Origin of the sequence: Hypericibacter terrae, assembly GCF_008728855.1 — a bacterium.
Taxonomy (GTDB): Bacteria; Pseudomonadota; Alphaproteobacteria; order Dongiales; family Dongiaceae; genus Hypericibacter; species Hypericibacter terrae.
Genome location: NZ_CP042906.1, coordinates 2,585,767 through 2,602,459 on the forward strand (window position 1 = coordinate 2,585,767; position 16,693 = coordinate 2,602,459).

Here is a 16,693-nt window from a genome sequence, read left to right on the forward strand (position 1 = left end):
GAGCCTGAAGGCCGGCGCCCGAAAGCGCCGGCCGGTCTCAGCGGATCGGCTTACACGCCGGCCTTCACCTGCTCGAAGATCTGCTGCAGGTCTTCCAGCCGCTTGTTGTCCTGGCTGAAGGTGCCGCGCTTCAGATGCTCGCTGGGATCGGCGGGCAGACCAATCTTGGTCAGCGCCGCTTCGCCGGCTTCGGCGAACGCCTTCTTGTTGGAATGGCCGTAGCCATAGGCGATCAGCCAGAGGCCCGCTTCCTTCGAGATCAGGGCGTTGATCAGGTCATGCGCCTTGTCGACTTCGGTCGCGTTGCTGGTCAGCACGGCGCCGCAGACCCAGGTCAGCATCCCTTCCTTGGGCGACATCCATTTCACCGGGACGCCCTGGTCGATCATCTTGGCCAGCGTGCCGTTCCAGGCGGAGGCCGCCACGATCTCGCCCGAGGCGATGCCCTGTTCGAGCACGGTGGCGTCGCTCCAATAGAAGCGGACCAGCGGCTTCTGCGCGGCGAGCTTGTCCTTGACCTTCTTGAGCTCGTCGTCGGTCATGGCGTAGGGGTTCTTCGCGCCGATCAGCAGGGCCGTGATGATCGCGGTGTCGGTGATGTCGTCACCCATCGAGATCCGGCCCTTGTAGCGCTCGTCCCAGAGCAGCTCCCAGGAATCTTCCTTGGGCTGCACCAGGTCCGTCCGATAGATGACCGCGGTGTTGCCCCAGTCGACCGGGGAGAACCACTGCTTGCCGTCCTGGTCGGCGGTGTTGATGTGCTTCAGCGTGTCGAATACATCCGGCCAGTTGGACAGCTTCGAGGTGTCGAAGGGTTGAATGAGCTTGGCATTGCGCCACTTCTCGATGCGACCGGAGCAGGGATGGGCGACGTCGGTCTTGAAGCCGGCCATCAGCTTCTGGAAGGCTTCCTGCTCGTCCGAGAACACCGGTAGGTTCGGGCTGGCGCCGTACTTCTTCACATAGCCGGGGAAGAAGTCGGGGGTGTCGTAGCCGGACCAGGTGAAGTAGGTCGCCTGGTTGTCGTCCGCTTGCGCCAGCTTGCGGGTCACCGGCATGGTGACCAGAGCCACGCCGGCGGCTGTCAGCGCCTGCACCATCTGCCGGCGGGTCATGTCCTGGTTGGCAAGGCGGCTCTTGAATTCCTTGATATCCATGAAGTCTCCTCCCTGAGGAATGGTCATTCTCGACCGTTTTGGTTATGAGGTTCCGTAGCGGTAGCGGCCGAGGACGCAGGGGAACCGCCCTGCAGCGAGGCCAATGCGGATCGCAACTTACCGTCGCGCTGCATCTCGTCTTCGATGGCCGGACTCTAGCATCCGCGCCAGAATCCGGGCAAGGCGGCTAACCCTCATTGTCATCTTACAAAAAAGGGCTTGTGGCCCGACCGGGGCCGGTGCCACCATTGCGCCGCAAAAAAGACTGGCTCAAGAAATCTTCCGGGAGAGGGGACGTGTAATGGCTGAAGCCGGACGACGCCGGCTGTCGCGTCATGGTTAGCGTTACCGATCGGGGTCAAGCCCCGGCAACGCAGGGCGGTCTCTGGACCGCCTTCAAAACCGTGCTTCACAGAAACGAGAGCATGCGCGGCTATCTGCTGCTCTCGCCCACCCTTCTCGTGATGCTTGCACTCATGATCATCCCGCTCCTCGGGCTGGTCGTGTTGAGCTTCTGCACGCAAGTCTATTTCGACATCGATTATACCCCGACGCTGAAGAATTATTTCGCGATCTTCGATCTCGAGAACAACCCGATCTATCTGGTGTTGTTGTTCCGCTCGATCGTGATGTCGCTGACGACGACCTTCTTCGTCGTGATCACCGCCTATCCGATGGCCTATTTTCTGGCCTTCCGGGTCGGGCGCGGCAAGCTGATCTGGCTCATCCTCATCACGGTGCCGTTCTGGACCAGCTATCTGCTGCGCGTGTTCGCGTGGAAGATCATCCTGGGCTTCAACGGCGTGATCAATTCCGGTCTGATCAGCCTCGGGATCATCAAGGATCCGCTGCAGTTCCTGCTGTATAACCCGACCGCCGTGGTCGTCACGCTGACCCATGCCTGGGCGGCGTTCGCCATCCTGCCGATCTACGTCTCGCTGGAGAAGATCGACAAGTCGCTGCTCGAGGCGGCGACCGACCTGGGGGACACCCCGCGCGAGCGGTTCTGGCGGGTGACGTTCCCGCTGTCGCTGCCGGGGATGATCGCCGCCACCCTGCTCGTCTTCATTCCGACGGTTGGCGACTATGTGACGCCGTCGCTCGTCGGCGGTACGTCGGGCATCATGATCGGCAACCTGATTCAATCGCTGTTCGGCAAAGCCAACAATGCGCCGCTGGGCGCCGCTGTCTCCATCGTCATGATGCTTTCGATCACCCTGATCGTCTGCGTCTTCCTCGGCGCCATGGGGCGTCGCCGCTGGAAACAGTCCTAAGGTCGAGGCCCCGCAATATGGTCGGCAAAGCCAAATACGACGCGCTCTTCATTTACGGCGTCGCCTATCTCATCTTCATCTATGCGCCGGTGCTCCTGATCGTCCTCTTCTCCTTCAACAACGGGCTCTATGTGGCCTTCCCGTTGAAGGAAATGACGGTCAAATGGTATGCGGAGATGGTCAGCAATCCTGGCCTGACCAAGGCGCTGGGCGTCAGCCTGCGCATCGCGGCCTTCGTCTCGGTGGTGAGCACGATCCTCGGCGTCCTCGCCGCGAAAGCGGTGACCCGCTATTACCTGCCGGGGCGCGCGGCGATCACCTTCACCATCATGCTGCCCCTGGTCATCCCGACCATCGTCTTCGCCATCGGCCTCCTGATCATCCTGGCGAAGTTCCTGGGGCTGCAGCCCTCGACCTGGAGCATCATCGCCGGCCATGTGCTGCTCTGCGTGCCCTTCTCGATGGCGGTGCTGATCTCGCGCCTGCAGGGCTTCGACAAGAACCTCGAGGAAGCGTCCCTGGATCTGGGCGAGAACGCCTGGCAGACCTTCTGGCGGGTGACCTTCCCGCTGGCCATGCCCGGCATCGTGGCGAGCTTCCTGCTCTGCTTCACGACATCGTTCGACGAATATCTGATGGCGGCCTTCCTCTCCGGCAACGACACCACGCTGCCGGTCTATATCTACAGCCAGCTTCGTTTCCCCCAGAAGCTGCCCGGAACCCTGGCCCTGGGCAGCTGCATCCTCGTCGTGTCCTTCGTGATCGTCACCTTCGCGGAGTATATGCGGCGGCGCGGCGTCAACCCCGACCAGGGTTTGGGTATCTGACATCATGAGCGCAGACGATTCCTTCATCTCGATCAAGCGGGTCTCGAAGCATTTCGGTGCGGTCAAGGCCGTGGACGACATCTCCTTCGACATCCGGCGCGGCGAGTTCTTCTCGTTGCTGGGTCCGTCCGGCTGCGGCAAGACCACGCTCCTGCGCATGCTGGCGGGGTTCGAGGTGCCGACGGCGGGCGAGATCTTCATCGACGGCCAGCCGATGGCGGTGGTGCCGCCGCATCTGCGCCCGACCAACATGGTGTTCCAGAACTACGCGATCTTCCCGCATCTCAATGTGCGCCAGAACATCGCCTACGGCCTGCGCAAGAAGAACCTGACCAAGCCGCAGATCGACCAGAAGGTCGAGGAAGCGTTGGGGATGATCAAGCTGCCGGGCTACGGCAACCGGCGCGCCGACCAGCTCTCCGGCGGCCAGCGCCAGCGCATCGCGCTCGCCCGCGCGCTTGTCTGCCAGCCCAAGGTGCTGCTGCTCGACGAGCCGCTGGGCGCCCTCGACAAGAAGCTGCGCGAGGAGATGCAGCTCGAGCTGCGCCAGCTGCAGCGCTCGGTCGGCATCACCTTCGTGTTCGTGACGCACGACCAGGAGGAAGCCTTGACCATGTCGGACCGGATCGCGGTCATGGCGCGCGGCAAGGTGATGCAGATCGACGGATCGGCCCAGCTCTACGAGCATCCGAACTGCCGCGAGGTCGCCGATTTCATCGGCAATATGAATTTCATCGACGGCACGGTTGCCGGCACCGAGGGCGCCAATGCCATCATCGATGCCGGCCCGCTCGGCAAGCTGCGGGTGCCGGTCGGCCAGGCCCGCATCAACAAGGCCGGCCTCGTCACCCTGGCGATCCGGCCGGAGAAGCTGCGGATCGAGGCGACCAGGCCGAATGGCGGCACCAACTCGATCGCGGGCCGCCTCAATGCGCAGGCCTATCTCGGCGACCGCAGCCACTTCTATGTCGAGGTGCCGGGCCTGCAGCGCCGTGTCGCGGTCGCGGCCCAAAATGTCGCCCGCAATGCCGAAGCCGCGGACGGCAAGGCGCGCGATGTGTGGGTGAGTTGGCCCGTCGAGTCCGGGGTACTGCTGCCCGCCGACTGATCCCGCAAGGGGGCTCGCCGGCATCATGAGTGTCACGATCTATCACAATCCGCGCTGCGGAAAATCGCGCGACACGCTGGCGCTGCTGCGCGGCCGCGGGATCGAACCGGCGATCGTCGAATATCTCTCCACGCCGCCCGATGCCAAGCGCCTGAAGCTGCTCCTGAAGCTTCTGGGCATGGCTCCGCGCGATCTGATGCGCAAGGGCGAACCGGCCTACAAGGAAAAGAGGCTGGCCGACCCCAAGCTCGACGAGGCGGCGCTGATCGCCGCCATGGTCGCCAATCCGATCCTGATCGAGCGGCCGATCGTCGTCGTCAAGGACGCCAAAGGCGAACGGGCGGCCCTCGGGCGCCCGCCGGAAAACGTTCTGAAGATCCTCTAGAAGAGAGTGGCGGCGGCCGGATAGACCAGCGTTCCCCCGGGACCCGGCACCGCTTCCTTGGTCAAGTGCGCGGGCTCGATATGGCCCCGCCCCAGGATATGGAACACGGTTTCGCTGGCGGCGATCAGGTGATCGGCGATGATCCGCCGATGGCACCGCCACCAGACGGCTTCCGCGCACATGATGGCGCAAGGCCGCTCATGTCCGAGCTCGCGCAATCTCTCCAGGCCCGAGCGAAATCCCTCCGTCGTGGCGTAGTCGGCATAATTGTGGAAGCTCTCGTTTTGCCAGAAGGCATTGAGCGCTTCGGGAACATCCGGCGATCGCTTGCGCAAGCCGCCCAGGGCCGCGATATGTTCGTAGCCGACCTGCAACTCGTTCAGAGCCTTCGAGAACGACTCCGTGTTATATTGCGGGTTCGTGCGCGATCGCGGCACGGTCCTGACATCGACGACGAGAGTCACCTCCGCTTCGCTCAACAAACCCATGAACTCGTCGAGCGAACGGGTCGAGTGCCCGATGGTGAAGAACGGATGCGTCACGGGCGCTTTGGCAATGCTCACGGATCGTTGGGCGTCATCGCGCCCGGTCACCGGCGCACGAGCTTGAGCGCCGTCGCCTTGTGCAAGGCGACATGATCGGTCGTGTCGCTCTTGATTTCATACTGAGGGTCGTCCGCGGTTGCATGATGGGTGTAGCCCTTGTAGTCCACATCTCTGGTGTGCACTCTGAGAATCCGCCCCCGCACATGCCCCGCTTCCGAGTTCCAGGTGACATGGTCGCCGATCTTGAATTTCCTGGTCATGACCGGACCTCCGGAAGCGCCCGCGCTTTGCCTGCGACGTTCATCGGCCGGTGCTGCCGGAGGCGTCCTGCTCCATAGCGGCCTCCGCCTGGAGGCTTTGGATATCGCGGTAGATCGAGGCGACGGCGAGCACGCGCCCCGCGCGTCTAAAGCGAAGCAGGCAGTCTTTGGCCGCGATATCGCCTTCTATCTCGACCTCGTCCCATTTCTCGGCATGGCCGACATAGTTGATCGGGACGTCGTAGTGCTGGCTCCAGAAGAACGGCACGGCAGCGAATTTCTCCTGCGCTCCGAGGATGTTGAGCGCAGCTGTCTGACCCTGCCGCTCGGCCACGACCCAATGCTCGACGCGGATCTTCTCGCCGCTGTGCGGATCCGGCCAGCGGGCAATGTCGCCGGCCGCGAAAATGCCGGCAACGCTGGTCTCAAGATAGGGGTTCACGGAGACGCCGCGATCGATCGCCAGCCCGGCCTGCTCGGCGAGAGCCAGCCGCGGCTTCACTCCGATGCCGACCACGACGAGATCGGCATCGAGCTTGCCGCCGCTCTTCAGGGTCACGCTGCCGGCATCGATCGACGTAACCGAGTCCTCGAGATGAAAGACGACACCATGCTCCTCATGGAGCCGACGGATGAAGTCGCCCAGCTGCGCGCCCATGATCTTCTCCATCGGACGCGCCTCGGGGGCGACGACACGCACATCGATCTGGCGCGCTCGCAATGACGCCGCGACCTCGAGCCCGATGAAGCTGGCTCCGATGATAACCGCGCGCCGTGCCGTCTCCGCGGCTTTGATGATGGCGCGGGAGTCATCGAGCGTACGCAGCCGATGGACATGCGGCAAGTCGGCGCCGGGGACCGACAGGCGGACGGGCTCGGCGCCCGTTGCGAGCAGAAGCCGGTCATAGGGAATTCTCTGGCCGCTCCCGGTCACGACCTCGCGCCGCCCCGTATCGATCGCGGTGACATTGGTCTTCAGCCGGAGATCGATCCTGTTCTCGGCGTAGAACTCGCCGGGGCGCAACGGCACCCAATCTTCTGGTGCGTTGCCGCCGAGATAATCCTTGGAGAGATTGGGCCGATCGACGGGCGGCGCGCTGTCGTCGCTCAGCATGACGATGCTGCCGGCGAAATCCCGCCGCCGGAGCATTTCCGCGGCCGCAAATCCTGCCGCACCACCGCCGACGATGACGACCCGGTCGGGCGCTCCGGCCGGTGCCTTGCGGGGCGCTGGCGCTTCGCGCCTCTCGCGCACGTAGAATTTCCCGCCGCGCTGCTCGACCGACCAGCAGGCGAGGGGGCTCAAGGCCGGTGCGCGCAGGGCCTCGCCGGTTCGCAGATCGAAGCAGGCGTGGTGCCAGGGGCAGCGGACGGTGTCGTCGACGACCAGCCCTTCGGCGAGCGGACCCTGGTAATGCGTGCAGCGGGAGCCGACGGCGAAGACCTCCATCCCACGCTGGACGACCAGCACCTCCTGATCGCCGACCCGCCCGACCAGCCTTCCGTCGGCAAGATCGGCGAGCGAGATACCCTGGGTCAGATCGGGGCCGTCGGGGGTCGTCTGTTCCTGCGCCATGGATCTCTCCAGCACCCAGCTTCGCCGGCGCGTTCGAAATGCGCCCATCTGCTTAAAGTGGTGTTGCGAGGCCGGGATGACGAGGTCGGCGTCTGGAATATTCCTGCGGCCAAAAAGAAAACGGGCGGCCCCGAGGCCGCCCGTTGGATGTTCCGAGGTCTTGCGGCCGGTTTTCCCCGCGACCGCTGTCGCAGGGAAGGGGCCGGGGTCGCGTCTAGGCGGTGATGCCGGTCATGACCGGGGCCGCTTTCTGCTTCGCGGTGCGGGCCAGTTCCTCGATGGTCAGGTCCACGCAATATTCGAAGGTCGAGAGCGTCTCGTCGAGGCAGGCCTTGTCGTGGGCCGAGGAGATGAACCAGGGCTCGCGCGAATCCGGCTCGCACATGACGCCGTGCGGGATCAGATGCTGCGCCAGCGTGTCGTAGAAGGTGTAGTCGCTGGTCTTCCAGTCGCGATAGTTGGAAGGCGGCGTCTCGCGGAAGAATAGGCCGCTCATGCTCGGATGGCCGGTGAAGCTGTGGGGGATGCCCCGCGCCGTCAGCACCTTGTGCATGCCCGCCTGCATCGCCAGGCCGTAGGCCTCGATGTCTTCCAGCGCATCGGTGTCGCGCAGGATCGTGAGGGTCTTCTCGGCCGCCGCGAGCGACATGGCCTGGGCCGTGTAGGTGCCGCCATGGGCGACGCCGCGGCCGTAATTGCGCATGATGTCCTCGCGCCCGCCGATGCAGGCAATCGGATAGCCATTGCCCACGGCCTTGGCCATCGTGCAGATGTCGGCCTTGATGCCATAGAGTTCCTGGGCGCCGCCGCGACGCACGCGGAAGCCGGTCTTCACTTCGTCCACGATCATCAGCACGCCGTATTTGGTGCAGAGCTCGCGCACGGCCTTGATGAATTCGGGCTTGGAGGGAATGCCGCAGCAATTGCCGAGGATCGGCTCGATCAGCACGGCGGCGATGGTGTGGCCGTGCTTTTTCAGCACGTCCTCGAGCCGCCCGGCGTCGTTATAGGGCACCTGCCAGAACAGGTTCCGGACGGCGCCCGGGATGCCCTTGCCATAGCTGACGATGTCGGGCTCGCGGCCTTCCTGGATGGTGTCGGTGTCGAGCGTCCACATCGTGGAATCGAACAGTCCGTGATAGGAGCCCTCGAAGGTGACGTAGTGGTCCTTGCCGGTCACGCCGCGCGCCAGGCGCAGCGCGCCCATGACCGCTTCGGTGCCGGAATTGGAGAACCGCACGAGCTCGGCCGCCGGGACCATCTCGCTGATCAGCTCGGCGACGGTCAGCTCCCGCTCGGTGCCGAGCGCGAAGACCGTGCCCACCTGCTGGCCATCGCGGGCCGCCGCATCCACCTCGGGATGGCAGTGGCCCAGGATCGCCGGCCCGTAGCCCAGCCGGTAATCGATATAGACATTGTCGTCGAGATCGGTGATCCGCGCGCCGCGGCCATGCTTCACATAGACGGTGTTATGATCGCCCCAGTACCGGAAGTTCGAGCTGACGCCCAAAGGCAGTTTCTGGACGGCTTTCCGGAAGTGGGCGTTGGACTTGTCGAGGCGGTAGGGGTCGCGCTTGTTGGTCGCTGTTGGGGCGGCCTTGGTCATGATGAGCTCCGATCCGATTATGTGCAGCCATTAAATGCGTATATAGTGAAGCTATCAAAACCGCCCCCTGGCTGTCTAGGCGACTGAATGATCATATAATTTCGTGATTTTAAAATCGCCTATATTACAGATGGTTATCTAATTTTTCCTAATTCTTAACGATAACTGGCGACTCTAAGAGGCGAAATGGCTCGGCTGAATCCGGTAAAGGAAACGCGCCAACTTCAGCTCATCGAGGCGACAATCGCCACGATCGGGCGGCGCGGCTACGCGGCCACGACGCTGAGCCATGTGGCCAGCGCCGCCGGCATGTCGCCCGGAATCGTGAATTTCTACTTCCGGACCAAGGAGCAACTCCTTGCAGCCACGCTGGAATTCATCGCCGGCGAATATGAGAGCTCCTGGCGCGCCCAGTTGGCCGCGGCGGGCGAATCACCGGCGGCGCAGCTCGAGGCCATGATCGAGGCCGATTTCAGCCCCGGGATCTTCACCCGCGAGAAGATGACGGTCTGGTACGCCTTCTGGGCCGAGGCCCCGAACCAGCCGCTCTACGAGACCCTCGTGTCCGAGCTGGAGCAGCGCTACTGGAGCGAAACCCGCGGCATCGTCGATCGCCTGATCGCCGAGGGCGGCTATAAGGGGCTCGACCCCGACGCCGTCGCCCACGGCCTCAACGCCATGATCGACGGACTCTGGTTCGATCTCCTGATCGATCCCAATTCGGTGACGCCGGCCCAGGGCAAGAGCATCTGCCGGCTCTATCTCTCAGGCATCTTTCCGAAGCATTTCGGCCAGTATGCGGCCGGCGGCACGCCGGCGGCCGCTGTTTCGGTCGAGGCGGTCGCGCCCCTCGACCGCCCTGTCGAAGAGGCCGTGGAAGGCACCGATGCCTTCGGGCGCGCCGCTCATCGCAAGCGGCTGTCGGCCGCGCTGCGCCGCCGGCTGCAGCCGCAGGGCCGCCTGACGATGAAGGAGCTGGCCGCGGGCATCGGCGTCACGACCGACACCGTGCAGAACTGGCTCAATGAAAGCACCGAGCCGTCCTCCTGGCTGCTGGGTCGGCTGCTGGCCATGCTCGACCCGGCATTCTTCGTTGAAGCCTTCGGGCCCACGGTCGATGCCATGCGCCGTCGCTTCGAGACGCGATTGACGGCCGAGCGCGAGGCGGCGGAGAAGGATCGCGCCATCCTGACGGAGATCGATCCGCGGCCTGCGAACACCGATCTGCCCTCCGGCGACCCGGCGCGGCCGGCCGAGCGCGGTCCCGAAGATTCGGGCGGCTCACGCCAGAGCTGAGCTATAAAAGTCGCCGGGGCCCTGGCCCTCGCCGGTTGAACCTCCATCGCTCCCATCTCCGCATCCCGCCCTATGAACATCGCGACAAGACTGCATCGCCTTGCCCCCTTGCTGACGCCCTCATCGGTCGCCCTCATCGGGGCTTCGCCCAAGGCCGGCAGTGTCGGGCAGGGGATGATCCAGACCGTCAAGGGTGGCGGCTATGCCGGCCGGCTCCATTACGTGAATCCGTCCTATACGGAGATCGACGGCCAGCCCTGTTACCCCTCGATCGCGGATCTGCCGGAAGCGATCGACCTGATCGTGCTGGGCGTCGCCAATGCGCGCCTCGAGCGGAGCCTGGGCCAGGCGATCGCGGCGGGCGCGCGTTCCGCCACGATCTTCGCCAGCTGTTATCTGGAGAACGACACGGCGCCGAGCCTGCCCCTGCGCATCGCCGCAATGGCGCGCGAGGCCGGGATGCCGATCTGCGGCGGCAACGGCATGGGCTTCTATAATTTCGATCACCGCCTGAGAGTCTGCGGCTTCCCGCCGCCGGCCTGGGTCGAGGGCGGCGGCAACAAGACCCTGATCACCCATTCAGGTTCGGCCTTCAGCGCGCTGGTCCATCACGACCATCGCTTCGCCTATAACCTGGCAGTATCGCCCGGGCAGGAACTCGGCGCCACCTGCGACGAGTATCTCGACTTCGCCCTCGACATGCCGACCACGCGGGTCGTCGGCATCTTCCTCGAGACGGTGCGCAACGCCGACGGTTTCATCGCCGCGCTCGAGAAGGCCCGCGCCAAGCGGATTCCGATCGTGGTGCTGAAGGTCGGACGCACGGCCGAGAGCGCCAAGCTCGCCGTCAGCCATTCTGGTGCCGTTGCCGGCGACTATGCCGCCTATGAGGCCGTGTTCGATCGCTATGGCGTGGTCGTGGTGGACACGCTCACTGAGTTCGCCAACGCGCTGCTGCTGCTGGGCCATGACAGGCGATTGCCGGCGGGCGGGCTTGCGACCATGCATGATTCCGGCGGTTTGCGGGAGCTGACGGTGGATCGCGCGGTGACGCGCGGCGTTCCCTTCGCGAAGATCAACGCCGAGACGACGCAAAAACTGGCGGCAAGGCTCGATTACGGCCTCGACCCGATCAATCCGCTCGATGCCTGGGGCACGGGCAATGACTACGAAGGCATCTTCGAAGACTGCCTGGTCGCGCTCTGCAACGATCCCGACACGTCGATCGGTGCGCTCTTCGGCGAGACGCGCGACGCCTATTCGCTCCATGAAGGCTATGGCCGCGTCCTGGCCCGGGCCGCGACGAGAACCACCAAGCCGATCGTGATGGTCAACAACATGGCGGTGATCGGCGAAGCCAAGCTCGCCTCGCATCTGACGCGGGGCGGCTTCCCGGTGCTGATCGATATCGACGCCACGATGGCGGCGTTCCGCGCCGCGTTCACCTGGCGCGACGCGGCCGACCGGCCGGCCCCCAAACCGGCTGTTGCGCCGGAAGGCCTGCGCGGCAAATGGAAAGCGCGTCTGGAGAAGGGCGGCCCGCTCGATGAATCCGAGAGCCTCGCGCTGATGGCCGACTACGGTGTCGGCGTGCTCGCGCACCGCATTGCCGGGAACGAGGCCGATGCGGTCGCGGCCGCGAGGGCGATCGGCTTTCCCGTGGCGCTCAAGACGGCGACGCCGGGCGTTCTCCATAAATCCGATGTCGGCGGCGTCAAGCTGGCGCTGGCCGACGAGACGGCGCTGGCCGCCGCTTATCGCGATGTTGCGGGGCGCCTGGGGCCGCGCGTGCTGATCATGGCCATGGCGGGGAAGGGGGTCGAGCTCTCGTTCGGCGCCGTGGTCGATGCGCAGTTCGGTTCGCTGGTGATGGTGGGAGCCGGCGGCGTCCTGATCGAGATGATGAAGGATCGCCGCTTCGCCCTGCCGCCTTTCGACAAGACGGAGGCTCACCGCCTCATCGATGCGCTGGCGCTGCGGCCCTTGCTCGACGGCAAGCGCGGCCAGAAGCCCGCCGATATCGACGCTCTGGCGCAAAGCCTTGCCGCCTTCTCGGTGCTGGTCGCCGATCTCAAGGGACTGATCGCCGAGATCGACATCAATCCGGTACTTGCCGGTCCTGGCGATGCGGTGGCGCTCGATGCGCTGGTGGTGCCGAAGGCGCCGGAGAAAGCTTCGGGAGACTGACGATGCCGATCCTCGACCTGCTGACCCTGCTGGTGGCATCGGTCTTCGCCGGAGCGGCGATCTACATCAATCTGGTCGAGCAGCCGGCGCGGCTGGGCCTCGACGATCGCGCGCTGCTGGCGCAGTGGAAGCCGAGCTATGCCCGCGGCTTCGCCATGCAGGCGAGCCTCGCGGTCATCGGCGGGTTACTTGGTATCGCGGCTTTCGTCGAGACGGAATTCTGGGGCTGGCTGTTGGCGGCGCTGCTGCTCCTGGCCAATTGGCCCTACACGCTCCTGGCCATCATGCCGACCAATCGGCGGCTCGGCGCCATCGTCCCCGAGCAGGCGGGAGCGGAGAGCCGCAGACTGATCGAACACTGGGGCGGCCTGCACGCAGTGCGCAGCGGCCTCGGGCTCGCAGCCGCCCTGGTCGCGCTCTGGTGCCTGGCCTGAGCGCGATTCAGGCGAGGAACGCGACGAGAGCCGGAATCACCTGATCCGGCGCCTCGTCGATCAGCCAGTGACCGGAACCCTTGACGATCACGCCCGTGACGTTGCTCGCGACGATTTTCGCCTGGTCGATGAGGAACGTGCCCGAGGCCTTCTCCCCGGTCAGGATGAGGAAGGGCATGGTGAGCTTCATGACCGAGAGGGCGGCGAAGTCCTTCGCGTCCTGCTCGAAGTTCCGGAAATATTCGAAGCCGGCGCGCATGCCGCCGTCGCGAGCATAGGCCGCCGCATAGAGCTGACGGTCGGCTTCCGACACGGACTTGGTCCGGTCGGCGGCGAAGTCGTTCCAGAAATGCTCGAAGTAGATGCGCTCGCGCCCGGCGACCAGGGCAAGCGGGGTCTCGCCGTAGAAGTGAAAATGCCAGAGGTCGCGCATCAGCCAGACATCCTTCCAATCACCGACACCGGGAAGGAAGGCGTCCATCAGGGCCACCTTGCTGACCTCGGCGGGGAACTGGGCCGCGTAGGCATAAGCCACCATCAGTCCGATATCGTGACCGACCATCTGCACCCTGTCATGTCCAAGCTGGCGCACCAGGCCATGAATGTCCCGGGCCATCGTCTTCTTGTCATAACCGTCGGGCGGGCGCTGCGAAGCGCCGGCACCGCGCAGATCGGGGGCGATCACTGTATGCGTCGTCGCCAGCAGGGGCAGGAGCGGGGTCCACATATGACTGGTCTGGGCATAGCCATGGAGCAACACAACCACGGGGCCGCGACCGCCGATCTTGTAGTTGATCGAGACAGCATCGACCGTGGCGGTCTTCTCGATGAATCCCTCAGGCAAGGGAGCCGCGGCGATCTGTGTCATGGAGGTTCCTGATAAGAGGGGCGATGCGTTCGGTCGCCGCCGCCGCCGCGGACAATGCGGCCCGGGTCGGACCCGGTCAACCTGGATTCAACTGATCACGCCGCGTTTGCGCAGCAGCGCGACCAACCGGTCATGCGGCAACGCCGGTGTCCGATGGCCGTCGCGTCCGATCATGGTGGCGTTGGCGACGAGCGCATTGACCACGGCTTCTTCGATCGCGTGGGCCACGGCGGCGTAGAACGGATCCATGCGGCCCCAGGGCACGAAGCGCAGCTGGTCGAATTCGTCTTTTGCGGGCTCGCCCTCCGAGAAGCGGCTCTTGAGGGCCCCTTCGTTGCCGGTCGAGAAGGCGAGGAACAGATCGCCCGAGAAATGCGAGCCGGTCGTCCCGGTGCGCGCGAGACCCATGCCGACGCGCCGCGCCAGCGCCTTGCACTGCGCCGGCAGCAACGGCGCATCGGTGCCGACGATGGCAATCACCGAGCCCGCGCCGGCGGGTGCCGCCTGGCGGCGCGTTTCCATCGGATTGTCGTCGGCGAGTTCGCGGCCGACCGGCACGCCCGCGATGGTGAGCTCGTGTCGGCTGCCGAAATTCGCCTGCACGAAGGCGCCGACGGTGTAGCGATGCGGGCCGTAGGGCACGACCCGCGAGGCCGTGCCGCAGCCGCCCTTGAAGGCATAGCAGTTCATGCCGGTGCCGCCGCCCACCGATCCTTCTTCGATCGCTCCCGGCCGCGCGGCGTCGATGGCGCGGAGCGCATGCGCGGGCTTCACATGGGCGCCGTTGATGTCGTTGAGATAGCCATCCCAGGTCTCGCCCACGACCGGCAGGAGCCAGGCTTCGGCGAGCTTCGGGTAATGGCGCACGACCCATTCGATGGCGCCCGTATGGCAGGCGCCCACCGAATGCGTGTTGGTGATCAGGATCGGGAGATCCAGCGAGCCGGTTTCTTCGATCCAGGCGGTTCCTGTCATCTCGCCATTGCCGTTGAGCGAGACCATCCCGGCGGCGCAAGGATTGCCGACGCCGTCGCGGCCGCGCGGCAGGATCGCGGTCACGCCGGTGCGCACCGGCCCATGTCCCGTGCGCAGCGCGCCGTCGCCGTGGATCAGGGTTTCGTAGCCGACCGCCAGCCCAGGCAGGTCGGTGATGGCATTCAAGGCGCCGGGCGTGCCGGCGAAGGGAATGCCGAGCGCACGGGCGCGAGGCTTTCCGGAGGGTGTCGCCTCGGAGGCGGGGCGGGCGGTCATGTCGCGATCCTGCTGCTTGGGGTCTGGAGCTCACCGACGAGCCCGAAACATGCCGCGCCGCCGGACAAAGAGAAAGGCCCCTTCCGGCGGATGCCGAAAGGGGCCTTGGAACTCGACGCTAAATCCGGGATGGCCTAGGCGACGTCGCGCTCGTCGTCGCGCTCTTCGCTACGGCTGGCCGGACGCTTCACCGGATGGCGCAGGAAGGCCGGCATATGATCGCCGAAGGCCAGCACCGGCGCGTCATCGTCCTCGTCGGAACGACGCTCGGCCGGACGGGCCGCTTCCATATGCGAACCGTCATGACGGATCGGCTGGGGCTTGGAACGGCTCTCGCCCGCTTCGGGGCGGGGCTGCCGCTTGCCGCGGCCGGAACGCTCCTGACGGCCCGACCGCTCTTCGCGGTTGGATTCGCGGGGCGCACGGGCCTCGCGCGCGGGCCGCTCTTCGCGGGCCGGACGCTCTTCATGGACCACGGCCGCTTCCGCGACAGGGCTTTCTTCACGCATGACCGGCTCCGTCATCTCGGGCGCCGCGGCTTCGATCAGAGTCTCTTCGGCCGGCTTCGGCGCGCTGCGGTTGCGATCGCTGCGACCGCGTCCGCCGCGGCTGCGCTTCTCGCCATCCGCGCTGCCGCTGCGACCGGCGCTGCGTCCGCTGCTGGGACGCCGTCCCCGGCGACGCCCGCCGTCGTCGGCCTCGAAGGCGACGAGGTCGAAGCCCTCGACCACGATCCGCGGCACGGTCTTGCCGAGCATTTTCTCGATCGCCTCGACGAAGCGGCCGTCATAGGGCGACGCGATCGTATAGGCACGACCCTCGCGGCCCGCGCGGCCGGTGCGGCCGATGCGATGGATGTAGTCTTCGGCGTGGATCGGCACGTCGAAATTGAAGACGTGGCTCAGGCCCTGGATGTCGAGGCCGCGCGCGGCGACGTCGGAGCAGACCAGCAGCGTGATCTCGTCGTTCTTGAACTTTTCGAGGGTCTCGGTGCGCTTGGGCTGGGACATGTCGCCATGGAGCTGGCCGGCATTGAAGCCGTGCTTCGCCAGCGAGCGATAGAGGATGTCCACGTCCTTCTTGCGATTGCAGAAGATGAGCGCGTTCTTGACCGGCTCGGCGCGCAGGAGGCGGCGCAGCGCCTCGCGCTTGTCCTCTTCCTGCACGACCACGAGACCCTGGGTCACCAGCGCCGCCGGCGAGGCGGGGGGAGCGACCGAGATTTCCTTCGGGTTCATCAGGAAGGCGTCGGCCAGGCGCTTGATCTCCGGCGGCATCGTTGCCGAGAAGAACAGGGTCTGGCGGATCTTCGGCAGGAGCGACACGATGCGCTCGACATCGGGGATGAAACCCATATCGAGCATGCGGTCGGCCTCGTCGATGACGAGGATCTTCACGTCGCTCATCAGGATCTTGCCGCGCTCGAACAGATCGAGCAGGCGGCCCGGCGTGGCGATCAGCACGTCGACGCCGCGATCGAGCTTCTTCTGCTGGTCGGTGAAGGATTCGCCGCCGATCAGCAGCGCCTGCGAGAGCTTGTGATATTTGCCGTAGATGTCGAAATTCTCGGCGACCTGCGTGGCAAGCTCACGCGTCGGCTCGAGGATCAAGGATCGGGGCATCCGCGCGCGGGCACGTCCGCTCGCGAGCATGTCGATCATCGGCAGCGTGAAGGATGCCGTCTTGCCGGTGCCGGTCTGGGCACAGCCCAGAACGTCTCGTCCCATCTGCACGATGGGAATGGCCTGGGCCTGGATGGGGGTCGGTTCGCGATAGCCGACTTCGGCAATGGCGCGCAAAACTTCTGGGCTGAGCCCAAGGTCGTCAAAACTCATTATCTACCGGAGCAAGGGGCCTGAACGGGATCTCTGGAATCGGCGAAGGGCCCGAATGTTCGCCGCAAAGCTGCCGGATAAGTA

Annotated in this window: 15 protein-coding genes; 7 read left to right on the forward strand and 8 right to left on the reverse strand. The window is 65.3% G+C overall.

Features of this window, described 5'->3' with window-relative positions:
• Window positions 1-50: 50 nt before the first annotated feature.
• Window positions 51-1,157: an ABC transporter substrate-binding protein gene (locus FRZ44_RS11760; protein ID WP_191908550.1), complete on the reverse strand. Its 1,107-nt coding sequence runs from the start codon at window positions 1,155-1,157 to the stop codon at window positions 51-53.
• A 425-nt stretch (window positions 1,158-1,582) separates the two neighbouring features.
• Between FRZ44_RS11760 and FRZ44_RS11765 the strand changes: the two genes are divergently transcribed.
• Genes FRZ44_RS11765 through arsC form a run of 4 tightly spaced genes read left to right on the forward strand, consistent with a single transcriptional unit; the run spans window position 1,583 to window position 4,751 of the window.
• Window positions 1,583-2,431 carry an ABC transporter permease gene (locus FRZ44_RS11765; protein WP_225308659.1) on the forward strand — a complete coding sequence of 283 codons (849 nt, stop codon included), beginning with the start codon at window positions 1,583-1,585 and terminating at the stop codon, window positions 2,429-2,431.
• 17 nt (window positions 2,432-2,448) lie between these two features.
• Window positions 2,449-3,258, forward strand: a complete 810-nt coding sequence (locus FRZ44_RS11770; protein WP_151177367.1) for an ABC transporter permease — start codon at window positions 2,449-2,451, stop codon at window positions 3,256-3,258.
• A gap of 4 nt (window positions 3,259-3,262) precedes the next feature.
• Complete coding sequence (locus FRZ44_RS11775; protein WP_151177368.1) at window positions 3,263-4,366, forward strand: ABC transporter ATP-binding protein; 1,104 nt, start codon at window positions 3,263-3,265, stop codon at window positions 4,364-4,366.
• A 22-nt stretch (window positions 4,367-4,388) separates the two neighbouring features.
• Window positions 4,389-4,751: an arsenate reductase (glutaredoxin) gene (gene arsC, locus FRZ44_RS11780; RefSeq protein WP_318526397.1), complete on the forward strand. Its 363-nt coding sequence runs from the start codon at window positions 4,389-4,391 to the stop codon at window positions 4,749-4,751.
• Here arsC and FRZ44_RS11785 read toward each other — a convergent pair.
• The 4 genes from FRZ44_RS11785 to FRZ44_RS11800 form a co-directional block, all read right to left on the reverse strand.
• A complete protein-coding gene (locus tag FRZ44_RS11785) occupies window positions 4,748-5,314 on the reverse strand; it encodes a DUF488 domain-containing protein (protein ID WP_225308660.1) in 567 nt (188 codons plus the stop codon). The two genes, arsC and FRZ44_RS11785, sit on opposite strands and share 4 nt — an antisense overlap.
• 26 nt (window positions 5,315-5,340) lie before the next feature.
• Window positions 5,341-5,556 carry a hypervirulence associated TUDOR domain-containing protein gene (locus FRZ44_RS11790; protein WP_151177370.1) on the reverse strand — a complete coding sequence of 72 codons (216 nt, stop codon included), beginning with the start codon at window positions 5,554-5,556 and terminating at the stop codon, window positions 5,341-5,343.
• A gap of 40 nt (window positions 5,557-5,596) precedes the next feature.
• The gene (locus tag FRZ44_RS11795) at window positions 5,597-7,132 is read right to left on the reverse strand and encodes an FAD-dependent oxidoreductase (RefSeq protein WP_151177371.1); all 1,536 of its coding nucleotides are present in this window, start codon (window positions 7,130-7,132) and stop codon (window positions 5,597-5,599) included.
• A gap of 214 nt (window positions 7,133-7,346) precedes the next feature.
• Window positions 7,347-8,738 (reverse strand): aspartate aminotransferase family protein, encoded by a 1,392-nt coding sequence (locus tag FRZ44_RS11800; protein WP_151177372.1) that lies wholly within the window; start codon window positions 8,736-8,738, stop codon window positions 7,347-7,349.
• 186 nt (window positions 8,739-8,924) lie between these two features.
• Here FRZ44_RS11800 and betI point away from each other — a divergent pair, with 186 nt between their 5' ends.
• From betI to FRZ44_RS11815, 3 genes are all read left to right on the forward strand, one after another.
• Complete coding sequence (betI, locus tag FRZ44_RS11805) at window positions 8,925-10,034, forward strand: transcriptional regulator BetI (RefSeq protein WP_151177373.1); 1,110 nt, start codon at window positions 8,925-8,927, stop codon at window positions 10,032-10,034.
• A gap of 72 nt (window positions 10,035-10,106) precedes the next feature.
• On the forward strand, window positions 10,107-12,221 hold the full coding sequence (locus tag FRZ44_RS11810) for an acetate--CoA ligase family protein (protein ID WP_151177374.1): 2,115 nt from the start codon (window positions 10,107-10,109) through the stop codon (window positions 12,219-12,221).
• Between the two features lie 2 nt (window positions 12,222-12,223).
• Window positions 12,224-12,655, forward strand: coding sequence for a DUF1772 domain-containing protein (locus FRZ44_RS11815; protein ID WP_151177375.1), 432 nt, complete (start codon window positions 12,224-12,226; stop codon window positions 12,653-12,655).
• Window positions 12,656-12,662: 7 nt separating this feature from the next.
• On the opposite strand, the gene FRZ44_RS11820 is transcribed toward FRZ44_RS11815, so the two are convergent.
• The 3 genes from FRZ44_RS11820 to FRZ44_RS11830 all read right to left on the reverse strand — a co-directional run bounded on the left by FRZ44_RS11820 (window position 12,663) and on the right by FRZ44_RS11830 (window position 16,609).
• Window positions 12,663-13,523 (reverse strand): alpha/beta fold hydrolase, encoded by an 861-nt coding sequence (locus FRZ44_RS11820; protein ID WP_151177376.1) that lies wholly within the window; start codon window positions 13,521-13,523, stop codon window positions 12,663-12,665.
• A gap of 87 nt (window positions 13,524-13,610) precedes the next feature.
• Window positions 13,611-14,774, reverse strand: coding sequence for a DmpA family aminopeptidase (locus tag FRZ44_RS11825; RefSeq protein ID WP_151177377.1), 1,164 nt, complete (start codon window positions 14,772-14,774; stop codon window positions 13,611-13,613).
• Window positions 14,775-14,908: 134 nt separating this feature from the next.
• Window positions 14,909-16,609, reverse strand: coding sequence for a DEAD/DEAH box helicase (locus tag FRZ44_RS11830; RefSeq protein WP_151177378.1), 1,701 nt, complete (start codon window positions 16,607-16,609; stop codon window positions 14,909-14,911).
• Between the last annotated feature and the right edge of the window lie 84 nt (window positions 16,610-16,693).

Bases quoted from the DNA above. Each gene is read 5' to 3' on its own strand.
- FRZ44_RS11810 (WP_151177374.1), top strand. From the start codon at position 10,107: ATGAACATCGCGACAAGACTGCATCGCCTTGCCCCCTTGCTGACGCCC.
- FRZ44_RS11800 (WP_151177372.1), bottom strand. From the start codon at position 8,738: ATGACCAAGGCCGCCCCAACAGCGACCAACAAGCGCGACCCCTACCGC.
- FRZ44_RS11770 (WP_151177367.1), top strand. From the start codon at position 2,449: ATGGTCGGCAAAGCCAAATACGACGCGCTCTTCATTTACGGCGTCGCC.
- FRZ44_RS11790 (WP_151177370.1), bottom strand. From the start codon at position 5,556: ATGACCAGGAAATTCAAGATCGGCGACCATGTCACCTGGAACTCGGAA.
- FRZ44_RS11775 (WP_151177368.1), top strand. From the start codon at position 3,263: ATGAGCGCAGACGATTCCTTCATCTCGATCAAGCGGGTCTCGAAGCAT.
- FRZ44_RS11795 (WP_151177371.1), bottom strand. From the start codon at position 7,132: ATGGCGCAGGAACAGACGACCCCCGACGGCCCCGATCTGACCCAGGGT.
- FRZ44_RS11820 (WP_151177376.1), bottom strand. From the start codon at position 13,523: ATGACACAGATCGCCGCGGCTCCCTTGCCTGAGGGATTCATCGAGAAG.
- betI (WP_151177373.1), top strand. From the start codon at position 8,925: ATGGCTCGGCTGAATCCGGTAAAGGAAACGCGCCAACTTCAGCTCATC.
- FRZ44_RS11760 (WP_191908550.1), bottom strand. From the start codon at position 1,157: ATGGATATCAAGGAATTCAAGAGCCGCCTTGCCAACCAGGACATGACC.
- FRZ44_RS11825 (WP_151177377.1), bottom strand. From the start codon at position 14,774: ATGACCGCCCGCCCCGCCTCCGAGGCGACACCCTCCGGAAAGCCTCGC.
- FRZ44_RS11815 (WP_151177375.1), top strand. From the start codon at position 12,224: ATGCCGATCCTCGACCTGCTGACCCTGCTGGTGGCATCGGTCTTCGCC.
- FRZ44_RS11830 (WP_151177378.1), bottom strand. From the start codon at position 16,609: ATGAGTTTTGACGACCTTGGGCTCAGCCCAGAAGTTTTGCGCGCCATT.
- FRZ44_RS11765 (WP_225308659.1), top strand. From the start codon at position 1,583: ATGCGCGGCTATCTGCTGCTCTCGCCCACCCTTCTCGTGATGCTTGCA.